This is a genomic window from Thiomicrorhabdus sp. zzn3, assembly GCF_029767755.1.
Classification (GTDB): Bacteria; Pseudomonadota; Gammaproteobacteria; order Thiomicrospirales; family Thiomicrospiraceae; genus Thiomicrorhabdus.
In genome coordinates this window covers 1,353,385-1,370,179 of sequence record NZ_JARUQS010000001.1, presented here as the reverse complement: position 1 = coordinate 1,370,179, position 16,795 = coordinate 1,353,385, and the positions used below count along the sequence as shown (strand labels likewise).

The 16,795-nt window shown below is 41.2% G+C and carries 15 protein-coding genes and 1 tRNA gene; 11 read left to right on the top strand and 5 right to left on the bottom strand.

All coding sequences use genetic code 11. From position 1 onward, the window contains the following. From nuoH to QCB44_RS06350, 9 genes are all read left to right on the top strand, one after another. Entirely contained in the window at positions 1 to 1,062 is a 1,062-nt protein-coding gene (gene nuoH, locus QCB44_RS06390) for an NADH-quinone oxidoreductase subunit NuoH (protein WP_279408725.1), read from the top strand. Positions 1,063 to 1,074: 12 nt separating this feature from the next. Beyond that, complete coding sequence (gene nuoI / locus QCB44_RS06385; protein ID WP_279408724.1) at positions 1,075 to 1,566, top strand: NADH-quinone oxidoreductase subunit NuoI; 492 nt, start codon at positions 1,075 to 1,077, stop codon at positions 1,564 to 1,566. A 15-nt stretch (positions 1,567 to 1,581) separates the two neighbouring features. Next, positions 1,582 to 2,223 (top strand): NADH-quinone oxidoreductase subunit J, encoded by a 642-nt coding sequence (locus tag QCB44_RS06380; protein WP_279408723.1) that lies wholly within the window; start codon positions 1,582 to 1,584, stop codon positions 2,221 to 2,223. After that, positions 2,220 to 2,525, top strand: a complete 306-nt coding sequence (gene nuoK / locus QCB44_RS06375) for an NADH-quinone oxidoreductase subunit NuoK (protein WP_279408722.1) — start codon at positions 2,220 to 2,222, stop codon at positions 2,523 to 2,525. Before QCB44_RS06380 ends, nuoK begins: the two co-directional genes overlap by 4 nt. 6 nt (positions 2,526 to 2,531) lie before the next feature. Next, entirely contained in the window at positions 2,532 to 4,505 is a 1,974-nt protein-coding gene (gene nuoL, locus QCB44_RS06370; RefSeq protein ID WP_279408720.1) for an NADH-quinone oxidoreductase subunit L, read from the top strand. Between the two features lie 34 nt (positions 4,506 to 4,539). After that, positions 4,540 to 6,054: an NADH-quinone oxidoreductase subunit M gene (locus tag QCB44_RS06365; protein ID WP_279408718.1), complete on the top strand. Its 1,515-nt coding sequence runs from the start codon at positions 4,540 to 4,542 to the stop codon at positions 6,052 to 6,054. A gap of 20 nt (positions 6,055 to 6,074) precedes the next feature. Then, positions 6,075 to 7,520 carry an NADH-quinone oxidoreductase subunit NuoN gene (gene nuoN / locus QCB44_RS06360; RefSeq protein WP_279408716.1) on the top strand — a complete coding sequence of 482 codons (1,446 nt, stop codon included), beginning with the start codon at positions 6,075 to 6,077 and terminating at the stop codon, positions 7,518 to 7,520. Positions 7,521 to 7,632: 112 nt separating this feature from the next. Continuing rightward, positions 7,633 to 7,953: a DUF2818 family protein gene (locus tag QCB44_RS06355; protein WP_279408715.1), complete on the top strand. Its 321-nt coding sequence runs from the start codon at positions 7,633 to 7,635 to the stop codon at positions 7,951 to 7,953. 97 nt (positions 7,954 to 8,050) lie between these two features. Then, positions 8,051 to 8,127, top strand: a tRNA-Met gene (locus QCB44_RS06350). A 74-nt stretch (positions 8,128 to 8,201) separates the two neighbouring features. On the opposite strand, the gene QCB44_RS06345 is transcribed toward QCB44_RS06350, so the two are convergent. The 5 genes from QCB44_RS06345 to QCB44_RS06325 form a co-directional block, all read right to left on the bottom strand. Then, positions 8,202 to 9,194: a site-specific integrase gene (locus QCB44_RS06345; RefSeq protein WP_279408713.1), complete on the bottom strand. Its 993-nt coding sequence runs from the start codon at positions 9,192 to 9,194 to the stop codon at positions 8,202 to 8,204. Positions 9,195 to 9,401: 207 nt separating this feature from the next. Next, on the bottom strand, positions 9,402 to 10,154 hold the full coding sequence (locus QCB44_RS06340) for a hypothetical protein (protein ID WP_279408711.1): 753 nt from the start codon (positions 10,152 to 10,154) through the stop codon (positions 9,402 to 9,404). Continuing rightward, a complete protein-coding gene (locus QCB44_RS06335) occupies positions 10,148 to 10,687 on the bottom strand; it encodes a hypothetical protein (protein WP_279408709.1) in 540 nt (179 codons plus the stop codon). The genes QCB44_RS06340 and QCB44_RS06335 overlap by 7 nt, the downstream gene beginning before the upstream one ends. 100 nt (positions 10,688 to 10,787) lie before the next feature. Next, positions 10,788 to 11,561, bottom strand: a complete 774-nt coding sequence (locus QCB44_RS06330; protein WP_279408706.1) for a hypothetical protein — start codon at positions 11,559 to 11,561, stop codon at positions 10,788 to 10,790. Positions 11,562 to 11,621: 60 nt separating this feature from the next. Then, positions 11,622 to 13,943, bottom strand: a complete 2,322-nt coding sequence (locus QCB44_RS06325) for a hypothetical protein (protein WP_279408705.1) — start codon at positions 13,941 to 13,943, stop codon at positions 11,622 to 11,624. Between the two features lie 499 nt (positions 13,944 to 14,442). Between QCB44_RS06325 and QCB44_RS06320 the strand changes: the two genes are divergently transcribed. Together QCB44_RS06320 and QCB44_RS06315 are read left to right on the top strand one after the other, a co-directional pair. Further along, on the top strand, positions 14,443 to 15,141 hold the full coding sequence (locus QCB44_RS06320) for a helix-turn-helix domain-containing protein (RefSeq protein WP_279408703.1): 699 nt from the start codon (positions 14,443 to 14,445) through the stop codon (positions 15,139 to 15,141). Positions 15,142 to 15,718: 577 nt separating this feature from the next. Then, positions 15,719 to 16,705: a diguanylate cyclase gene (locus QCB44_RS06315; RefSeq protein WP_279408702.1), complete on the top strand. Its 987-nt coding sequence runs from the start codon at positions 15,719 to 15,721 to the stop codon at positions 16,703 to 16,705. The last annotated feature ends 90 nt before the right edge of the window (positions 16,706 to 16,795 follow it).

The following is a 16,795-nucleotide window of genomic DNA, read 5'->3' as shown; positions in this document are numbered from 1 at the left end:
ATGTTTGACGCGATCCAAGCTTTTTTATCTGGCTTTTTATACGATTGGTTGGCCATCCTCATCACCTTGGTGATTCAGGCGGTAGTGGTGATTCTTCCGATTATGTTGGCGGTGGCCTGGCTGACCTACGCTGAGCGTAAGGTGATCGGTTATATGCAGGTTCGTATGGGACCGAACCGCGTTGGTCCGGGCGGTTGGTTGCAGCCCATTGCGGATGCCTTGAAGCTGATGACCAAAGAGGTCATTTTTCCGCATCAATCCAATAAGTACCTGTTTATTATTGCACCGGTGCTATCGATTGCACCGGCTGTCGCAGTATGGGCGGTTATCCCGTTCTCGCCAGATGTGGTGGTTGCGGACATCAATGCCGGGATCTTGTATGTATTAGCCGTTTCGTCGATTTTGGTTTACGGGACCGTTATTGCCGGTTGGGCATCTAACTCAAAATATGCGTTTTTGGGTGCGCTGCGTGGTTCCGCACAAAAAATCTCTTATGAGATCGCAATGGGCTTTGCGTTGGTGACGGTTTTGATGATTGCCGGCAGCATGAATTTGCAAGATATTGTGAATGGGCAGCAGGGCGGCGTATGGAACTGGTACCTGTTACCGTTGTTGCCGATGTTTGTTGTTTACTTCCTATCAGGCCTGGCTGAGACCAACCGTACACCATTTGATATCGTAGAAGGTGAAGCTGAAATCGTTGCCGGTTTCCATGTTGAATATTCAGGTATGACCTTCGGGGTGTTCATGCTGGCGGAATATGCGATGATGATTTTGATCTCGTTTATGACGGCCATTATGTTCTTGGGTGGCTGGTTGTCACCATTTGAAGGTATTCCACCATTAGAAACCCTGTTTGCTTGGGTGCCAGCATTTGGTTGGTTAGCCTTTAAGGTGAGTTTCTTACTGTTTGTTTTCATCTGGCTACGTGCCACATTCCCTCGATACCGTTATGACCAGCTTATGCGCTTGGGATGGAAAGTGTTAATTCCTGTGACAATTGTCTGGGTATTCGTTGTCGGTGCAATGAAATACTTCCAGTTTGGTCCTTGGTTTAATTAATTAGAGGCAAAAATGGTTAAATTTATCAAACATCAGGTTAAGACCTTTGGATTGACCGAGCTTTTCAAAGGGCTTGCATTAACCGGAAAATACCTATTCAAAAAGAAAATTACGGTTCGTTATCCGGAAGAGAAGACACCATTATCACCTCGTTTCAGAGGGCATCATGCGTTACGCCGCTACGAAAACGGTGAAGAGCGTTGTATTGCTTGTAAATTATGTGAAGCCGTTTGCCCAGCAAATGCCATTACGATCGAATCCGAGGAGCGTGACGATGGTTCGCGTCGTACTACGCGCTATGATATTGACATGTTTAAGTGTATCTACTGCGGTTTCTGTGAAGAGGCCTGTCCGGTTGATGCCATCGTTGAGACGCGTGTTTTTGAATATGAATTTCAAGAGCGCGGCCCGCATATTATGACCAAAGACAAATTATTGGCCTTTGGTGATAAACATGAAGCTCAAATCGCTGCTGATCGCGCAGCCGATGCTAAATATCGTTAATAAAGAGATTCCAAAATGACTTTTGAGCAATTTATTTTCTATGTACTTGGTGCGCTAGCGATCGTTTCCGGATTGATGGTGATTACAGTTAAAAACCCGGTAAAAGCAGCGCTTTGGTTAGTGTTGGCCTTTATTGCCACGGCAGGTGTTTGGATTATGGCCCAAGCCGAATTTTTAGGTTTGGTACTGATCCTGGTCTATGTCGGTGCGGTCATGGTGTTGTTCCTGTTTGTTGTCATGATGCTTGATATCAATTTGGCACAGCTGAAAGAAGGCTTCACCCGTTACCTGCCGTTAGGCGCTATGGCGTCGGTGGGTATTTTAGCGATGATGTATATGGTGTTGGGTCCTGATCATTTCGGTTTGGAAGTGACCGGTGCGCCTGTGCAGCAGTCTGCGAACTTCAGTAATACCAAAGCGATTGGTGTACCCCTTTATACCACTCACGCTTATGCGTTTGTATTGGCGGCGGTTTTGCTTTTGGTCGGGATTGTAGCGGCCATCGCTCTGACTTTGCGCCGTCGTCCACCTAGAGAAGTGTTGTACCAAAACATTGATCAACAGGTAAAAACAGAAAAGGCAGACCGTTTGACGATGGTCAAAATGGAATCGGTTGTAGAAAAAGAACTGCCGGAAAAAGAGGAGGAGAGCAAGTGATTGCGTTGTCTGATTATCTAATTTTTGGCGCGATTCTGTTTACCATCAGTATGGCCGGTATCTTTTTGAATCGTAAAAATATTATTGTGTTGTTAATGTCAATTGAGCTTCTGCTTTTGGCGGTAAACACCAATTTGGTCGCGTTTTCACATTATTTGAATGATGTGACCGGGCAGATTTTTGTTTTCTTCATCCTGACGGTTGCTGCGGCTGAGGCTGCGATCGGTCTGGCTATTATTGTGCTCGTATTCCGTAATCGTAAGAGCATCAATGTTGATGATCTTGGATCGCTGAAGGGGTAGTTCTTGATGTTACATACAATTCTTACCGTTATTTTATTAGCGCCACTGTTTGGTGCCATCATTGCTGGTCTGTTTGGACGACAGGTCGGGCGCAAGGGTGCGCACTCGGCGACGATTGCCGGGGTTGCGATTTCCACTATTCTGTCTTTCTATGTCTTCAAACTGTTCATGATCGATGGTCATGAAGTTTACAACGCCAGTTTATATACCTGGATGGTAACGGATGGTATTCGCTTTGAAATTGGATACATGATTGATGAATTGTCAGCGACCATGATGTTGGTGGTGACATTTGTCTCTCTAATGGTGCATATCTATACCATCGGTTATATGGACCACGATGAAGACTACTCGCACGATAACCCTTATTATCAGCGTTTCTTCAGCTACATCTCTCTGTTTACGTTCTCCATGCTGTCTCTGGTCATGGCGAACAACTTCCTGCAATTGTTCTTTGGTTGGGAAGCCGTTGGTTTAGTTTCTTATCTGTTGATCGGTTTCTACATGAAGCGCGAATCAGCGATCCAAGCGAACCTAAAAGCGTTCTTGGTGAACCGCGTCGGTGACTTCGGCTTCATTCTGGGGATTGCTATGGTGTTTGTTTATTTCAACACCATGGACTATCAAGAGTTCTTTGCACAATTGACCTCACAACGCGATGTGATGATTGAGATCATCCCGGGTGTTGAATGGTCGATGATTACCCTGATGTTAATCCTGCTATTTATCGGAGCCATGGGTAAATCGGCACAGATGCCTCTGCATGTGTGGCTTCCAGAATCGATGGAAGGTCCGACTCCGATTTCGGCATTGATTCACGCGGCAACGATGGTTACTGCAGGTATCTTTATGGTGGCACGTCTGTCGCCGGCGTTTGAATTATCTGAAACCGCATTGAGTGTTGTGCTGATCGTCGGTGCCCTGACTGCATTCATGATGGGGCTGTTAGGTCTGATTCAAAATGACATCAAGCGCGTAGTGGCTTATTCCACGCTTTCACAGCTGGGTTATATGACAGCCGCGCTCGGTGCCTCAGCCTATGCAGCCGGTATGTTCCACGTACTGACGCATGCTTTCTTTAAGGCGTTGCTTTTCCTAGCGGCGGGTTCGGTCATCATTGCCATGCACCACAAGCAGGATATCCGCGAAATGGGTGGTCTTAAGAAATACATGCCGATTACTTATGCGGCGATGTTAATCGGATCCTTAGCTTTGATCGGTTTCCCTGGCTTCTCAGGATTCTTCTCGAAAGACAGTATCTTATTGTCTCTGAATGAGAGTGATCGTTTTGGTGCCACCTTTGCCTATGTCTTGTTGATGGCTGGTGTGTTTGTTACCGCTTTCTACAGCTTCCGTATGTTCTTCATCGTTTTCCATGGTGAGGAGAGCGAATACGTGCGCACGCATGAGATGAAAGAGTCTCCATGGGTAGTGACGTTACCGCTGATTCTATTGTCGATTCCTGCGGTACTGATGGGGCTGCCAATGATCGAGCCGATGTTAAACGGCAGTTATTTCGGCAACTCGGTATTTATCTTGGCTGAAAACGACACCATGATGGCGGTCTACAACAACTATTTCCATGGTGTGGTTGATATGATCGTTCACTCATTCATGACATTGCCAGTGTGGTTAGCTCTATCGGGTGTATTCCTGGCGTGGTTGATGTATATCAAACAGCCTCAAATTCCGGCTAAGCTAAAAGCCATGTGCCCACGTGGTCACTATGTTCTGGAAAATGCTTATGGATTTGACCGTTTGAATGAAATTGTCTTCGTTGACGGTACGCGTAAGTTGGGTGCCTTCTTTACCCGTGTTGTGGATCAGAAGATGATCGATACGGGTATGGTAACCAATACTTTTATGGCCGTGTTCAATTCAGCGGTGGCCCTACGACAATCACAAACCGGTTTCTTGTACCATTATGCGTTTGTGATGATTTTCGGCCTGCTAGCCATGCTGATTTGGGTACTTTGGTAATTTAAGAGAATAAGAAGAGAAGGGAACAAATTCCATGTTATCAAGTTATCCTATATTAAGCACACTGATCTGGCTGCCGATTATCGGGGGCCTACTCGTTTTGTTTGCTGGCCGAAATAACGACACTGCCGCTAAGTGGCTTTCTCTGATTACAGCTTTTGTCACATTCCTGTTGTCCTTGCCACTATGGACCGGCTTTGACACGACCACTGCGTCAATGCAATTCGTTGAAAAGGTTGAGTGGATTCCGGCGTTTAACATCTATTACCACTTAGGTGTTGACGGACTTTCTATGCCACTGGTTCTATTGACGACCTTTACTCAGGTTTTAGTGATTGCTTCTGCTTGGGATGTGATCAAAGAGCGTGTTGAACAGTACATGGGTGCCTTCCTGATTATGGGCGGTATGATGACCGGTGTGTTCGTGGCATTGGATTCCATTCTGTTCTATGTGTTCTGGGAAGCGCTGCTGATTCCAATGTTTATCGTCATCGGTAAATGGGGGGGGCCGCGCCGTGTTTACGCAACGCTGAAGTTCTTCTTGTATACCTTCTTCGGTTCGGTATTCATGCTGGTCAGCTTCCTGTACATGTATTACCAGTCAGGCAGCTTCTCAATCCTGGATATGCATACCATGCACTTGGGAATGACCGCACAGATTTTGATCTTCCTGGCATTCCTGATCGCGTTTGCAGTCAAAATTCCAATGTTTCCGGTACATACTTGGTTGCCTGACGCTCACGTTGAAGCGCCTACGGCAGGATCAGTCGTGCTGGCTGCGATCATGCTGAAAATGGGTGGATACGGTTTCGTCCGTTTCAGCCTGCCCATTACTCCGGATGCATCGATGGAACTGGATTGGTTAGTGATCTTGTTGTCCTTGATCGCAATCGTCTATATCGGTGTCGTGGCTTTAGTACAAAGCGATATGAAAAAGCTGGTTGCCTACTCCTCTATTTCGCACATGGGGTTCGTCACCCTGGGTATGTTTGTACTGTACGACATTTTGCAGTCAACCGGTTCTTTGCAGGGTGCGCAGCTCGGTATGGAAGGGGCGATGGTGCAGATGATTTCACACGGTTTCATCTCCGGTGCGATGTTCTTGGCGATTGGTGTTTTGTATGACCGTATGCACACCCGTGAAATTTCGGCTTATAGCGGTGTGGTTAACAAAATGCCTTGGTTTGTGATGTTTGCCGTGCTGTTTGCCATGGCAAACGTGGGGCTGCCTGGTACATCCGGTTTTGTCGGTGAGTTCATGGTTATTCTGAGCTCGTTCAAGGCGAATATCTGGTTTGGTGCCATTGCCGCGCTGACATTGATTATTGGTGCCGCTTATACGTTGTGGATGGTTAAGCGTGTATTTTTCGGTCCGATTACCAATGAGAATGTTGAACAACTTCAGGATCTAAATAAACGCGAGTTTGCCATTATGGCGACCTTGGCTGTTGCAGTTGTTGTTCTGGGTGTTTACCCAGGCCCGTTGATGGAGGTTATGCATACTTCCGTTGAAAACCTTTTGGTTCAAGCAACAACTTCAAAACTTTAATTAATAGGTGAATGAACAGTATGAACTTTGTAATTCCTGCTTTTGCCCCGGCAATTCCAGAAATGGTTTTGTTGGCTATGGCATCCTTTATTTTGGTAGCGGATACTTTCTGGTCTAAGAAATACCAGTTTGCAACATACTATGCGACGCAACTGACCATGATTGTGGTGGCGTACTTCATCATGACCAGCTTTGCTACAGCTCAAGTCATCACCTTTGATGGAAGTTTCGTTCGCGATAGTTTTGCCGATATCCTTAAGCTGTTTATTCTGTTGGTCTCTTTTGGTATTTTCTTATTCTCTAAAGAGTACCTATTACAGCAGAAGTTCTACAGCGGTGAATATTTTGTATTAGGCCTGTTCGGGGTTCTGGGGATGTTTGTTATGGTCTCTGCCTATAACTTCATTACCTTGTACCTGGGTCTGGAAATCATGTCATTGTCGATTTATGCCATGATCGCTCTGCGTCGTGATTCTTCCGAAGCGATTGAATCCGGTATGAAGTATTTTGTATTGGGGGCTTTGGCAACCGGTATTCTGCTGTACGGCTTCTCGATGATTTACGGTGCGACTGGTTCTATTACCTTCCCGGAAATTGCGCAAATCATCGATTCTGGTAAGGCTGATCCAGTGGTATTGTCATTTGGTGTGGTGTTTGTGGTGATCGGTTTGGCCTTCAAGCTGGGAGCGGTGCCATTCCATATGTGGGCACCGGATGTTTACCATGGTTCGCCTACCGCGGTAACCTTGTATTTGGGGACCGCGCCTAAAATTGCAGCGTTTGCGATCATTTATCGTCTATTGGCGGAAGGGATGCCAGGTTTGGTACACGATTGGCAAACGTTGTTGATTATCCTGTCTGTCTTATCGATGGTGGTAGGTGCAATCGTGGCGATCGTGCAAGAAAATTTAAAACGTATGCTTGCATATTCAGGGATTGGTCACGCAGGCTTCTTGTTGTTAGGTGTGCTGGCCGCGAACCCTGACGGTTATGCGGCGTCGATGTTCTACATTATTGTCTATGCGATTACCGGTGTTGCAGGTTTCGGTATGATTATCGCGTTGGCCCGTACTGGTAATGAGTTTGACAAAATTGCAGACTTTAAAGGCTTGAACGGACGTAATCCGTGGCTGGCTTTCATGATGCTGATCGTCATGTTCTCTATGGCCGGTATCCCTCCATTTATCGGGTTCTTTGCCAAGGTTGTAGTGATCGAAGAAGTGGTTAAAGCCGGCTTTGTATGGATTGCGATTATCGCGGTTGTTACTGCTGTTATCAGTGCCTTCTACTACTTGCGTGTGGTTAAGGCTATGTATTTTGATAAAGCCGAAGAGACGGCACCAATTGCTCCGGTTAGTTCTCAGTTGAACTGGGCGGTAAGTTTAGTCTCTGTGGCCTTATTGGTTCTGGGTCTAATGCCGTCCTCATTGATTGAGCTGAGCTATCAAAGTATCGGACTCAACTAATCTGAGCAGGCCTGGTAAAAAGCCCGTTTATCGGGCTTTTTTTATAAACAGCCATCTGCAAATTGTTTAAACTATCCCAACTAACTTAATTTGACAAACAAGAGAGGCAAACATGAGTGTTGATCAGGCGGTATGGTTACTGTTGATAACAGCCATTGTGCTGGCAAATATTCCATGGATTCTGTCTAACCGAATCTTCATTTTCATTAAGATGCCTCAGAAGTCTGTCGTAGTCAATTTACTGGAGTGGTTGCTGTATTTTATTCTGACAGGTATCTTTGCATATTTGCTTGAGCAGAAAAGCATGGGGCATGTTCAGGAGCAAGATTGGGAATTCTATGCCGTGACGTTTTTTATGTTTATGATTTTCGCCTTTCCAGGCTTTATTTATCGCTATAATTTGAAAAAATTTCTTAAAACAAAAAATAACTGATTTAGAGAAAATAAATGTTATAAAAGGGGTTGTAATATTCCTGTAACCCCCTATAATACGCCCCAACGAAACGGAAACGTTACGAACTACAAATTGACGCGGGGTGGAGCAGCTTGGTAGCTCGTCGGGCTCATAACCCGAAGGTCGTTGGTTCAAATCCAGCCCCCGCTACCAAATTTAATTAGTTAATTCATATAGTTAGCTAATATAAGAAGCCGGATTTATTCCGGCTTTTTTATTTCTATGCCCTATACTATGCCCAGTCCTTTCGCATAGCCTTTCAAAGCATCTACATTAAAGTGTGCATATCGCTGAACCGATTTAATATCACGCCAGCCGCCAAGCTCTTGAAGCACTTCTAATGGTGTTCCATTTTGAATATGCCAACTTGCCCATGTATGACGTAAATCATGCCAACGGAAGTTTTGGATGCCTGCTTTTTCAAGTGCGAGTCGCCATGACTTTGTGCCTGCTTTTTTGACAGGTTTTCCTCTGTAGGTGAATACAAAGGTTTCGTGTTTTCCGACTTGACGATTAATAATCGTTTTTGCCGCATCGGTTAACACCACTAGGTAAGGCTTGCCGTCTTTGAGGACATCTTCTCCTTCGATATAAACTACACCTCGATCAAGGTCAACCTGATCCCAACGCAGACCCGTGACATTTGACTCTCTTAATCCCGTTTCAAGGGTAAAGTGCGCCATTGCTTGGGTATGTGTTTGCAGATGCTTTAGAAGTTTTGTGGCTTCTAGGTGTGAAATCCATCTCACACGCATTTTTGGGGTGGATAAAAGCTTAATGTAAGGTGGGTCGCACTTTACACGCCACTTTTTATAAGCCAGATTAAACAAGGCTCTGATTTTTTCGAGAGACTTGTTAATCGTGGCGTTTTTCACTCCTTGTTTTTGACGAGATTCGATCAATTGCTCAATGTGTTTACCGGTAATTTCATGAAGTTTCAGATGCCCAAAGTATGGGTCTAAAAGCCGAAAGAGTGAAATATTATCCTTTGGGCTTTTAGTCTCTGATTCTGAAATATACTTGATAACACCTTCGCGCCATGACATTTCAGGTCGTTCTCCAAACTGTGCTTGGCGGTAGAGTTCGTATTTAAGCTTGGCTTCAAACTCTTCTGCTAAGGCACGCGTTTCAGTCCGAGTAGATTGTCGTATAACCGATCCGTCTGGTGCTGTGAACTTACACCACCAATATTTTGAGTTGCGTTGCTTATAGAGAGACATTTCTCGTTACTCCTGTGATCAACGCAATCACGCCAATCACTATTATTACTCACTCGTGTTGCGTTTAGCAATTCCTCCAATTTAAAGCGTAGCTCACCGCCGATCTTATAATGGGGGTAGCCATATCGTTTAATGTTCCGTCGAAGTGTCTCAGGATGGAAACCTAGGGCTTCAGCGGCTTGTTTGAGTGATAAAAGGGGAGTTTGTTCAATCATCGTATAACTCCTCTATTGGGATATTGAAACGCTTGGCACGTTCACGGAGTTTGCTATTGACTACAGCCCCTAGAGTTTGTCCTCTATGAGAGTAAAAGACCTCTGCTTGCCTGACGTATTCGCTAATAGCTTCGTTTATATCGTTAATACGTCTGGATGCCATAAAGGAGATTAAATATCCGAGTCCATTTATAAATAGCGTGTTGTCAATTGGTTCCTTGGTTGTTGGAACGTCTTTGATAATAGGGCTAGCTCCTTGAGAGGTCGCTTGCTGAATTTCACTCCAAGCAGGGTGAATAGGCCAGCGTGAACGATTAGAGTCTTTGGGGTTAGGAATGACCAGTTTGAGCCAGTGTTCGGTAACTGCCGCCCATAACTCTTTCTGCTTGGCGATAGCTGGTTCAATAGACCTAAGGCCTATTTGTTTTAGGACTTCTGTGTGAAATTCAAACTCGACACGCCAAACAGTAGATTCGCCATTCCAGCCTTGAGACTTCCACAGGTCATACAGATACACCTTGTTTGATTGCTCTTTAATCTCACGAGTTTTGTCATATACACGGCAGACCACACCTTGTTTACCGAATTTAAAACCAGAGCGTTCTCCATTAATTAAAAAGCTATTGATCTTGTTTGCTTGTGTAATCCAATCTCTGTCTGAGACATCATTGAAAGAGAAAGAATCAGAGAAGAAATCAAAGCATAGGTCAATACGACTGATTAAAGGGTTTGTTGAATTTAACATGATTGTTCCTCCCCAGTAATCTTGCCAATAGTGGATATGGTTTTCTGAAGGTCATCCAATATCTTTTCTAGCGGTTGATGGGTGAGTAATTCACTACTGATTTGAACCGATGCTAAAGGCAAGGTGGTAGCTTTAGCAGAAGAGATTTTTATATAAAACCAGTTGTCTTGAAGTACATAAGCGAAGTTTTTTGTACCAGAAGGGCGCACTTCAAAACAATGATTTAAAACTCTAAACACAGCCTTGGATGAATGTAGTGATGTTTTGTTACCAGCAATGAGTTTTAGGTCATTTAGTTGTTCATCAACTTCAGGAAAAATTTTTCCTCTAAATGTTAAATATAGGCTATCTATAGCTTGTCGTAGCGGGGTGATGATTGAACCATTGTTGTAGGTATGGGGTGCTGTCTTACAAGGTAAGGCACCTTTATTGAACGCTCGCGAGCAGCCTTTCGGCAGCGCAGAACCTGCGCCTGCCTGTAAGCCTGCGCTCTCACGCGCCTCAATTTCAGAATTCATGTTTGAATTAGACATAACCTGTCTCCTTTGTTAATTACTCAAAATTAACGATCGATCGTTGGAAACAGATTAAATAACTTACTCAATTAAAAATCATCGACACGTTTTGTCAATTTTATGTCTTAAGTGATTTTATGATTCGATTCACTTCTCTAAAAAGGCTCTCTGGCTCTTTATAGTCAGAGTAGTATTTTTTTAAAAAAGAGACTTTTTGGTCTTTTGATAATTGGTCATAGTAACCATTTTCAACTAATAACCACGTAGCAAAAATAAGGTCTGGATATCTTCTGTTTGGTTTGGTTAGCTTTTCAGAAGATATCGCTTTCGACAGGTTTTTCAAGAAGCTTGAATCATTGTAAACAACAGCTTCGTTGATCCTGTTTCTGACAGGGGGATAGAAAATAATTGTCTTGTCAATTTGCAATACTTTATGGAGTGTTTCTTCATTGATTAAGTCGTTCTGTTCTAATTGTTTGAATAGAGATTGCATTGATGTTTTATGGATTAAAATACATTCATAACTTTTTAACAGGACGTAAAATGCAGGAAAGTTCTTGTCGTAATCCAATTGTGGTTCAGATTTAGGTTGTTTATTGGGGTGTTTTTCTACGTCTGAAATCCATGATTTCCAAAATTCTTTGTCATGAAGCTTCAATAAAAACTCGTATCTTTTCTCTAAAGAAAGGGTTGATTCTGTTCTTGATACTCCCGATGCCTGAGAGATAATCTCTCTAAAGTCCAGTAAATATAAATCGTGCCAAGGCTTGATTACTGAAAAGTCAAAGTTATCTTCTGGTTCAAATTCCTTGAGCGATTTGACTAAGTCCAAAATATTGTCAATATCTGACTCAAGGACAACCTTCAGCATTTCAAAACGATTAAAGTCCATAATTAATTCTAGGTTATCCATGCCTTATATTTATAATCAAATTTGATTCACTAGTCGAAATTAGCCTTCTACAAGAGAGATATAGTGATATGGTATGTCACGTCTATCGATGTTAATTGCTATTACTAGGCAGTATTTTACATGCTCAGGTTCTAAACCTAATTTAGATGCATGCTCGATGAATTCATAGCGCCTATCTTGATTCCCGTCTTTGAAAAGAACAATTGATAAAGCATATTCTGATGCGTTTGGTGGACAATACACAATAATATTTTTATGTTCTTCAACCTGCCATCTTCTATCTACTACTTTAGACAAATCTTGTATATGTCGAACTAGTTCGCTCTGATCATCAGGAGGAAAGCGATTAAGAATACATCCTATTTCTGTCCAGCGAGGTGTAGCTCTCTCTTCAAGTTTGAAGAAAATCTCTTTGAATAAAGGAGATATATTCGGTTGTGGCTTATTAATTAATATGCCTTGATCTTTTGAAATATAGTATTTATCTAATGGATCAGACATTCCAGATATTATTATTTCTGTTTGTTTGTCGCTTACCATGCCTTCAACATTCAACAGGTTAGAGTTATAAAGCCCCATAAAATCAAGTTCATCACCAATAAGTCTATAATTGCCTTCAAGTTCAGTTCTTTTCAGAAGGTAATGGATAATTTGAACGGGATGTTCCAAAAAATCAAATAGTGTTTCAAAATCGGCAAGGTTCATTGATGGACAAGGCACAAAATCATTCGGAATCCAGCCGGTATTATCAAACAAGCGCAAGTTTGATTGGAGCATTGCGAAATCTTCTAAAGATACTGATACACGTATTACTTTGTTTATCTGATTTATATTTACTGGAAGCTTTGTCAATAAAGAATCTTTAGGAGAGTCCTGGGACTTTAGTTCATTAAGTTTTTGCTCTAATCGATGTGACTGAATTCCAGGATCAATCAAGATTTCAGTAAAATGCCTCTTTATTCTGTCTGGAGCTCCCCTTAGCGCTGGTTTTGAAATCTTATGTGATTTTGCTTCAATAATTACTGCAAATGAATCGATAAACACGATAAGATCAGTTTCATATTGAACACCATTAAAATTCCATTCAATACCAGTCACCACTTGGGATTCGGGAAACCTTTCTTTAACTATGTTTTCGATTTTTGCTTCCAAATAATCTGCTCTTCGCTTGTGTAGGGCATCTTTATCAAAGCCCTCAGTAATCTCATCCATCGACTGTAGGATAAAACTAAAAAATAATTGTGGTAGTGAACAATAATATCCACGGTCTGAAGAAATTATTGGTTTGGTCCATACAGGATTATCTAAAAAGAAAAATTCTCTATTCTCGCCATTGAGGTCGCCCGATGCGTAGGAAAAGTGATTCAAGACATTGTTTATGATGTCTTTGTCAAGATTCAACTGATCTGATATTTCATCTACATCAACAAGAAAATTTTCGGGCATTCTTAAGTCATAATGTGACAATAACATTAAGAAAAGATTGTCATGGGAAACCTTACGCAAATCATAGTTTTCAGCAAAATGGTCTGCTTCTTCTTTTCCTTGCCCTATTAGTTCGTGATATTTAATCAGCATGTCATAAGGTTTTTTTACAGACTTAAGCTCAGATAATGTTTGTAGTCTTTGAGAGAGTCTGTTCTCCACTAAATCTATTAGTGCTTTGAAAACATCAATCGCATGTGAAGCAGAAAATCCTAGATTACTTAAAATTTGTTCATCAAAAAAGCTATATATTTCTTTTGATATAGTAATTATTTGTGAATTAAATCCCCAGTTTCTTACTACTTGGGTATGGCCTCGAATCATCTCTTGGACGAGGTTGATAGCCATATCACTTTCTGAAGAATCCATGAGGTTTTCATTCATTCTGCTAAACCTAAACGCTGAGCTTAGTTCAATTAATTTTTCCGAAGCTGTTTGAACTACGTCTGGAGTAACTGGCAGGCGACCAATTTCCTCTTCGGGAATTTGTAATGCTAGAGCCTGCATTAACTCCACGTCTGCCTGACTTATCTTTCCTGTAGGCTCCCTTGACAGGGGGCCATCATTACTTACACCAATTGTTAGGCCATAACCTGAGAGAATGGTTATTAGGGTTATTGGATCGTAGGCTCTCAAAATTTCATCTAAAGAATTAAGGGTTTCAATGAACTTGTCTTTACTTCCATTCCCAAGTTCTGAAATGAATTTCCTTCTTTGTTCGTCAGTTAAGTTTGATAATGGATTTCTCATCATTACAAATTCTGAGCTGGAAGAATGTTGCTTTGTAGGGTTTTTATTGTTTGATTGGAGGCTGTTTTGTCTTTTTATTGCTTTCTTTTTTTTAGCATCTCGCCTGGACTTGCTTTTTATACTCACAAAATAACCCCTTAGGTAGTTCTTTAGTTAATATTTCGTGCTTTCGTAGTTTTAAAAAGGTAGATGGTATTTTTAATTTTGACACAGTATTGAGTGTATTTTATACGGGGTATAGTTGTTAAGGTTTTTATCAATTAATTCTATATTTTTAAATTAATTGTTTGAATTAAAATGTTTTTTTGTCTTATGAACTATCATGGGTTATTTAATGTACTGAAATATTTGTATTTAACATGTTGATTTATAATAATAAATAACTATTTTTTGGCCTTGTTTTTTTCATACTCTCTCTAGAAAGAGTAAACGTGCATAGTTATCCTGTGTCATGTGTATTAAATTTTTGGACATGGATATGGAAAAGAAAATCGATTTTATTGAGCGAATAGTTGGGCTTTTTTTTAAAGATAAAGTTTTTGTAATTTCTGTTTTGGCAATGATTTTGTATGGGCTTTCTCTTTATGTTGTTCTAATTGCTATAACCAAATAGAGGGAGAATAGGATGAAAGATTGGGAAAAAATGCCTTCATATTGGATTACAAATAATGGAGAAAACTCATTATCTTCTTTACGTTGGTCTGGTTCAGACAATGCAGATAAGATAGCAGCGTTGATGATTTATATTGTATTTGTACATCATGCAAAAATTGATTTGATTAATGGTGAGTCAGTTCAAGGTATTTGTTCTCTTTCATACTCGGAATTGAGTGAGATTTCTGGCTTGAGTAGAGCAAAAGTTTCTGGTGGTATTAAGATTCTTATTGAGATGAAGCGTGTAAAAAAAATTTTAGTAGGGCGCAAAAATCGTTATCAACTTTTAGACTATGCATCAGAAAAAGGGTGGGCAAAATTACCAGTAAAAAAACTATATAGTGAAACAGGCAGTAGGCTTTACGCTTTTCATCGTTTTCACTTGAGAGTTAAAAATGAGCTGAATGCTTTGAAAATGTATTTACTAATTGCGGCTTTTAGAAGTAATAGTGAGAATTGTTGCAGAATGAGTTATGAAAGAATTACTGAATACACAGGTATTAATCGTAATGAAATTCGTTCAGCAATATCACTCTTAATTAACTTAGGTTTAATACAGGTTGATACTGAAGCCAGTAAAGTTAATGATGGGCGCTCTGTTAATTTATATAGACTCTGTTACCTAGAGCCTTATATGCATAGAGGTACGCTTGCAAGAACAGGCCTGTAATTTTAAATGGGTTAGGGATTTTGAGTTAAATGATTTGGTTGCCATTTTCATATTAGGATCATGTAAACATTAAGAAACTATCATCTATGACATGCTTGCGACTAGAAGTAGTTGGCAGTCCGATGAAATCGTTGCCAATCGTGGCGTAGTTAGGATAGGCGTGATTGCGTTTTTATATTTTAAAATCAATGAGGTAGGATGGGATGTTGTGTTTACTCATAACCCGAAGGTCGTAGGTTCAAATCCTGCCCCCGCTACCAAATTCGAAAGCCAGGTATTTCATACACTTACAGTGTTTTGAAGCCTGGCTTTTTTATTGCCTAAAATTTGGCATTTGTCGGGTGTTTTTGTGTTTTTTTGAGCTTTGTGCTTAAGGTCTGTGGTTATATTTTAATTTGCCCAGCGTTTCGAGTTCTATATTTCCCTGTCTTTTCGAGTGTCAGTAAATTCATTCATGGTTATGCTGCAAAAACAGCCATAGTTTAATCAATGCGAAATAAACTATACTGAATTTCTGTTATGTGTGTTTCTTTCTAACAAATATAACGCATTTGTTTTGTAACTTTTGGAGTGAACTTTGATAAAGCACGAAATTAATCATGAGCCTATTGTCGAAGGTGAACTCTCATTGTTCCGCACCCTCTGGCGTACCAGTCATGACAACATGTTTATTGTTAAGGTGGATGTTAATGGCGATTATATTAGCGAAAAGTCCAATCGTGCTATGGAGATGACGTTTGGGTTAAATCCAGGCCAACTTGATGGGGTTCTTTTAAAAGACATGTTAGACGATTCTGTCTATAAAAAAATCGCACAACGTTACGATAGATGTATCTCCATGAATGTCCCGATTACCTATGAAGAAGAACATGAAATTGATGACATGGGGCTGAGAGTTTGGAGCACCACTATTTTGCCTGTTGTTGATAAGAATACGGGGATCACCCGAATTTTAGGGGTGTCAAGAGAAATTACCTCACTTAAAAAAGCGGAGGTCGTTCTTAAAGAGCACAACGAGCAACTTGAGCAGGAAGTGCGTAAGCGAACTGAAGAGTTGAGAAGAGCGCTTGAGGAGATGGAGTCCATTTCCATTCAAGATAAACTGACAGGTTTGTACAACAGACACAAGTTAGATACGACTTTACTGGAATATATAAATTTAGCTCATCGGTATTATGCACCGTTTGGCCTAATTATATTAGACCTTGATAATTTCAAAGAAATTAATGATGCGTTTGGCCATTATGCTGGAGATAAATTGCTGAAAGGGGTTTCAGAACGCTTAAAAAAAGGGTGTCGAAAGACGGATGTTATTGGCCGGTGGGGTGGTGATGAGTTTATGATCCTTGTTCCAAAGGCTGATAGAAAGGCCATTATGTCGCTAGGAAATCATTTAAGAGATACTGTTCAAGATTCCATTTTTGATGTCTCAGTGAAACTTACCATCAGTATAGGGATGACGCTTTATGAAGAGGGTGATCAAATGGAGGATATGATTTTAAGAGCAGATCAAGCGCTTTATGAGTCCAAGAGGGCTAATCGAAACCAGGTTACATTTAAATAAACACTTCATAAAGCAATGTTTGTTGTTGGAAGCATATTCCCTTTGTGTCGGCCATTCAGAAAGGTGCTTTTCTGCATGAGATAACCATAT